Annotated in this window: 5 protein-coding genes; 2 read left to right on the top strand and 3 right to left on the bottom strand. The window is 42.0% G+C overall.

Features of this window, described 5'->3' with window-relative positions:
* Nucleotides 1-273: 273 nt before the first annotated feature.
* Nucleotides 274-501 carry a hypothetical protein gene (locus B9Z54_RS16420; protein WP_113929425.1) on the bottom strand — a complete coding sequence of 76 codons (228 nt, stop codon included), beginning with the start codon at nucleotides 499-501 and terminating at the stop codon, nucleotides 274-276.
* 139 nt (nucleotides 502-640) lie between these two features.
* Between B9Z54_RS16420 and pdaB the strand changes: the two genes are divergently transcribed.
* Nucleotides 641-1,390, top strand: coding sequence for a polysaccharide deacetylase family sporulation protein PdaB (pdaB, locus tag B9Z54_RS16415; RefSeq protein ID WP_113929424.1), 750 nt, complete (start codon nucleotides 641-643; stop codon nucleotides 1,388-1,390).
* A gap of 44 nt (nucleotides 1,391-1,434) precedes the next feature.
* Here the strand turns inward: pdaB and B9Z54_RS16410 are convergent, their stop codons facing one another.
* Entirely contained in the window at nucleotides 1,435-2,052 is a 618-nt protein-coding gene (locus B9Z54_RS16410; protein WP_113929423.1) for a KinB-signaling pathway activation protein, read from the bottom strand.
* A gap of 150 nt (nucleotides 2,053-2,202) precedes the next feature.
* Between B9Z54_RS16410 and gerD the strand changes: the two genes are divergently transcribed.
* Nucleotides 2,203-2,859: a spore germination lipoprotein GerD gene (gerD, locus tag B9Z54_RS16405; RefSeq protein WP_113929422.1), complete on the top strand. Its 657-nt coding sequence runs from the start codon at nucleotides 2,203-2,205 to the stop codon at nucleotides 2,857-2,859.
* Nucleotides 2,860-2,918: 59 nt separating this feature from the next.
* Here gerD and B9Z54_RS16400 read toward each other — a convergent pair whose 3' ends face one another.
* Nucleotides 2,919-3,980 (bottom strand): P-loop NTPase, encoded by a 1,062-nt coding sequence (locus tag B9Z54_RS16400; protein ID WP_113929421.1) that lies wholly within the window; start codon nucleotides 3,978-3,980, stop codon nucleotides 2,919-2,921.
* Between the last annotated feature and the right edge of the window lie 1,023 nt (nucleotides 3,981-5,003).

Below are 5,003 nucleotides of genomic sequence, written 5' to 3'. Positions count from 1 at the left end.
ATGTTCTTACTAGATTAACGTTGACGTTTTGTTTGTCTTGTTTTGTTCAGTTTTCAAGGTTCAATCTTTCGCCGCTCGTTTTTGGCGACTTAATTATCTTACCATTTTCATCAAGCTGAGTCAACAACTTTTTTGAAGTTTTTAAAATGTGTTTTTTGTGAATCACTGTCGTAAAACAGCGACGTTTAATAATATATCAGGATGCTAATTGAAAGTCAACGGTTCTTCACAAAAAATTATTGACCCACGCTTGTCCGTTTTTCCCGTATCATTCTATCTTTCCTGCTGCAGCTTTTTGGTCTTCATGTACTTAAGGCATTCTTTGTGAGAGGCAACTCTTTTAAACAAAGTAAATAATATTTTATATCTCTCATCCATTGCTCTTTTTACAATATGATCAATTCTGGAATCTTTTAAATCAAACAGTATCTCATCCATTTCTCTCTTTAATAAGTATTCGATTTCCTGTCTCTCTCTTTCATTAATAAGAAATCCCAGCAAAACTGTCACCCCTTCAATGTTGTATTTGTAGTTTTTTCCAAAAGAGTCTAATTTATAATCATCATTTCATTTTTTCTGTAATATTTTTTCTTCGGACATGCATATGTTAGAACAGGAAATCGTCTCTTGGAGGGATAGTATGAATGTTTTTTACACATTAAATGCCCGGAAAGTAAAACAGGGTGTTCTTATTCTGGTTATTTCTTTCTTCACCGCTTTATTTATTTTTACAGGGAGCCTTTCTGCATTGCCTGTCTTCTCAACCGAAGAAGGACCCAAGGCCATTTATAAAGGAGATAAGGGCGTCTCACTTACATTCAACGTGGGTTGGGGTGATGAAAAAACAGAACCAATTCTTGAAGAGCTCGAAAAACAGGGAGTTCAATCCGCTACCTTCTTCCTTTCGGGAGCTTGGGCGGAAAGGCATCCGGATATAGTAGAAAAAATCAATAAACAAGGATATGAAATCGGCAGTCTCGGCTATGCTTATAAGGATTACAGCGATATGGACGATGCTAAAGTGATCCAGGATTTACAGAAAGCACAGGAAGTATTTACGAAGCTGAACATTAAGGATGTCAACCTCCTAAGAATGCCGACTGGCCATTTCGATAAGAGGGTTCTATCGATAGCAGATAAACTAGGATATACGGTCGTTCATTGGAGCGTGAATTCCCAAGACTGGACCAATCCCGGAGTTGAACAAATTGTAGAGAATGTTTCCTCCGCTAAAAAAGGAGACATCGTCCTCCTTCATGCTTCTGATTCTGCCAAACAAACGGAAAAGGCACTTCCGGAAATTGTAAAGTCACTGAAATCTAAAGGGGACTTCATAAGCGTGTCTGAAATGATCGCGAATGGAAAAACAAAGACAACATTAGTTCCTTAAATAAACGAAAGGACTGATCCGGCTAAAACGGATCAGTCCTCTTTTTAGTTTTTACTCTTTCTCTCTTCCTCTGACCTTTTGTTGAATTTCGGCAGAGCGAGCAATTGATAAGCATTACAAGCCAGCAAGGCAAACAGCATCAGGAAAAGCCACTTGCTTTCTTTTGCTTGAAGCACCGGCAGCCATTCAAGCACCGTAACAACCACCATGAAGAATATGGCAGAGACAAATGTGTTCTGCCCGGACTGCTTGTTCTTTAAATAAGCAACAACCAGCCCTGTTACGACAATCAAAGAAAATAAAATGATATAAGATGGCTTAATTTCTCCATCAACCATAAAGCCGTCAAAGCGGAAATAAATCAGATCAAACAGAACGAAAAGAGTGATAACAATTTGTACCGTCTTCCAAAAGGAACGGAACATCCCCAATCCAAATTGATGGATGGTCAAATATGCAAAAAAGCCCATTTGGCTGATGACACTAAATGTAAAGCCGACCACTACCAGCCATAAAAATACAGATATGACTTTTCCAATTTCAAAGTCGCTGAACCATGGTGCGAATTCATCCCACCTTAATATTAATCCTGAAATACCAGTAACAAGTCCACCTATCATAAGCGTGGAGAAAAATAATCGAATCCAATTCCGGATAGTCACTTAAAAAATGCCTCCATTACAATTTTTTGCACTTCCTTGATTGTACCAAACGAGCATTTAAAAAATCCACATCAACTTTTCCTTCGGTATATTTTTTTCGTTTAACTCATATTAATTGTAGGGATATTTTGAAGTGAAAGGGGCTTTAAAATGAAAAAACTATCCTTACTTTTGTTAATATTGCCGCTCCTTATTCTTACTGCCTGTGGCGGTGGTGGAGGCGGCCAAGCAAGCGCAAGCCAGCCTGACTATGATGAAACCAAGAAAATGGTTGTTGATATACTAAAGACAGATGATGGAAAGAAAGCGATCCAGGAAATCATTACAGACGAAAAAGTAAAACAGCAGCTGATCATGGATGAAGGTATTGTAAAAGAAACCATCGTGTCCACCCTTACCTCCGAAAAAGGAAGCGAATTTTGGAAAAAATCCTTTGAGGATCCTAAATTTGCTGAACAGATGGCTAAGAGCATGAAGAGCGAAAATGAGAAGCTTTTAAAAGACCTGATGAAAGACCCGGAATACCAAGGGATGGTCATGGACATTCTTAAAGACCCTGAAATCCAAAAGGAAATCGGGGAAACGCTGAAGAGCAAGGAGTACAGAGAACATCTTCAGCAGGTTATTACCGAAACCTTTGAAAGCCCATTATTCAAAGCCAAAATGCAAGATATCCTGCTTAAAGCAGCGGGTGAAATGAAAGGCCAAGGCGGAGAACAAGGACAAGAAGGCGGCGGTGAAAGCGGTGGTGGAGAGTCTGGCGGCGGCTCTGAAGAATCCGGCAGCGAAGGTGAAGGCGGAGCCTGATTTATTTTGTCAATAAAAAGAGCAGTGAACCCTATAAGTTCACCGCTCTTTTTTATACTCTAAGACAACAAATTAATCACTTTATGCGCAATGTCACCATAGATTTTACCTATGCGGTGATCCACGTCATATACGGATGGCGCAAAGTCGTCTTCATTCCAGTCAGGCTGTTGAAGCGGAAGCTGCCCAAGAAGTTCTGTTCTAAGTTCTTCAGAGAGCTTCTCGCCGCCTCCCCTTCCAAAGACGTATTCCCTCTCGCCGGTCGTTTTGCTTTCGAAATAAGACATGTTCTCGATGACACCCAGAATTTCGTGATCTGTGCTCAGTGCCATTGCTCCCGCACGCGCAGCAACGAAAGCCGCTGTAGGGTGAGGAGTGGTCACAATGATCTCTTTACACTGAGGAAGCATCGTGTGTATATCAAGAGCTACATCCCCTGTTCCCGGCGGCAGGTCAAGCAGAAGGTAATCCAGCTCTCCCCACTCTACTTCACCAAAAAAGTTATTGAGCATCTTGCCAAGCATTGGTCCTCTCCAAATGACAGGCGCATTGTCTTCTACAAAGAAGCCCATGGAAATAACCTTCACTCCAAATCTTTCTACCGGAATGATCTTTTCACCACGGACGACAGGTCTTTTTACTATCCCCATCATATCCGGAACACTGAATCCGTAGATATCTGCATCCACCAATCCGACCTTTTTGCCTGCACGTGCCAGTGAAACAGCCAGATTAACGGCAACTGTTGATTTTCCTACTCCGCCTTTTCCGCTCGCGATGGCGATAAAGGTTGTCTTGCTTCCAGGTGAAAGCAGGCTTCCCGATTCGCCGTCTGCTTCCGGCTGGGCTCCCCTATGTTTCTCAAGCTCTTCAGGGGGAAGATCGGCAAATCGAATTCCGACTGTTTCCGCACCATTTTCCTTTAAGATTTTGACGATTTCCTGCTGCATCTTCATCTGTTCAGCTGTCCCTGTCTTGGCTATCGCGACTTTTACGCTGACATGGCTTTTCTCTTCTTTGACACTTACTTCAACAACACCGTTGGTTTCCTCAAGTGTTTTATGTAAGAATGGATCTTTAATTTTATATAATAAATCTCTCACTTGTTGTTCTTTTAACATATTGTACACCTTCCTTTTAATCTTGAATTCGTTTACATCCTTTTTCAGTATAACATATTCTAATTCTATTGAATTGTCTAACAGCTTGGAGGCAGAAAATTACAGAAGTTTGTTTGGCCTCGGAAAGCAAGCTAAGCTTAATTATTGGGTTTTAATTAATGACCTGTGTCATTGCACAGATATATTTCAAGCAAAAAACTCTTACTCTGTGCTACTCGAACCCTTTAGAAGCATGTCTCAACCTAATCCCCTTACTCATGTATCCACCTGCACTCTCTGGGTACATATCTCAGCCGGAAACCTCTCACTCATGTATCCACTTCCACTCTCTGGGTACATATCTCAGCCGGAAACCTCTCACTCATGTATCCACTTGGACTCCTTGGGTACATATCTCAGGCGGAAAACCTTCACTCATGTATCTACCTGCAATCTCTGGATACATATCTCAGCCGAAAACCTCTCACTGATTTATCCACTTGGACTCCTTGAATACATATCTCTGGCGGAAAACCTTCACTCATGTATCCACGTGGACTCCTTGGATACATATCTCAGCCGAAAACCTCTCACTGATGTATCTACTTGGACTCCTTGGATACATATCTCGGGCGGGAACCTCTCACTCATGTATCCACTTGGACTCCTTGGATACATATCTCGGGCGGGAAACCTCTCACTCATGTATCCACTTGGACTCCTTGGATACATTTCTCGGGCGGCAAACCTTCACTCATGTATCCACCTGCACTCTCTGGATACATATCTCAGGCGGGAATCTCACTCATGTATCCACTTGCACTCTCTGGATACATATCTCGAGCCGGAAACCTYTCACTCATGTATCCACGTTGGACTCCTTGGATACATATCTCGGGCGGAAACCTCTCACTCATGTATCCACTTGCACTCTCTGGGTACATATCTCGGGCGGAAAACCTTCACTCATGTATCCACGTGAACTCCCTGGGTACATATCTCAGCCGGAAACCTCTCACTCATGTATCCACTTGGACTCCTTGG

The organism is Bacillus sp. P14.5 (genome assembly GCF_003316765.1).
GTDB lineage: Bacteria > Bacillota > Bacilli > Bacillales > Bacillaceae_B > Rossellomorea.
This window is presented reverse-complemented; position numbering and strand designations above follow the sequence as displayed.

Bases quoted from the DNA above. Each gene is read 5' to 3' on its own strand.
- pdaB (WP_113929424.1), top strand. From the start codon at position 641: ATGAATGTTTTTTACACATTAAATGCCCGGAAAGTAAAACAGGGTGTT.
- gerD (WP_113929422.1), top strand. From the start codon at position 2,203: ATGAAAAAACTATCCTTACTTTTGTTAATATTGCCGCTCCTTATTCTT.
- B9Z54_RS16400 (WP_113929421.1), bottom strand. From the start codon at position 3,980: ATGTTAAAAGAACAACAAGTGAGAGATTTATTATATAAAATTAAAGAT.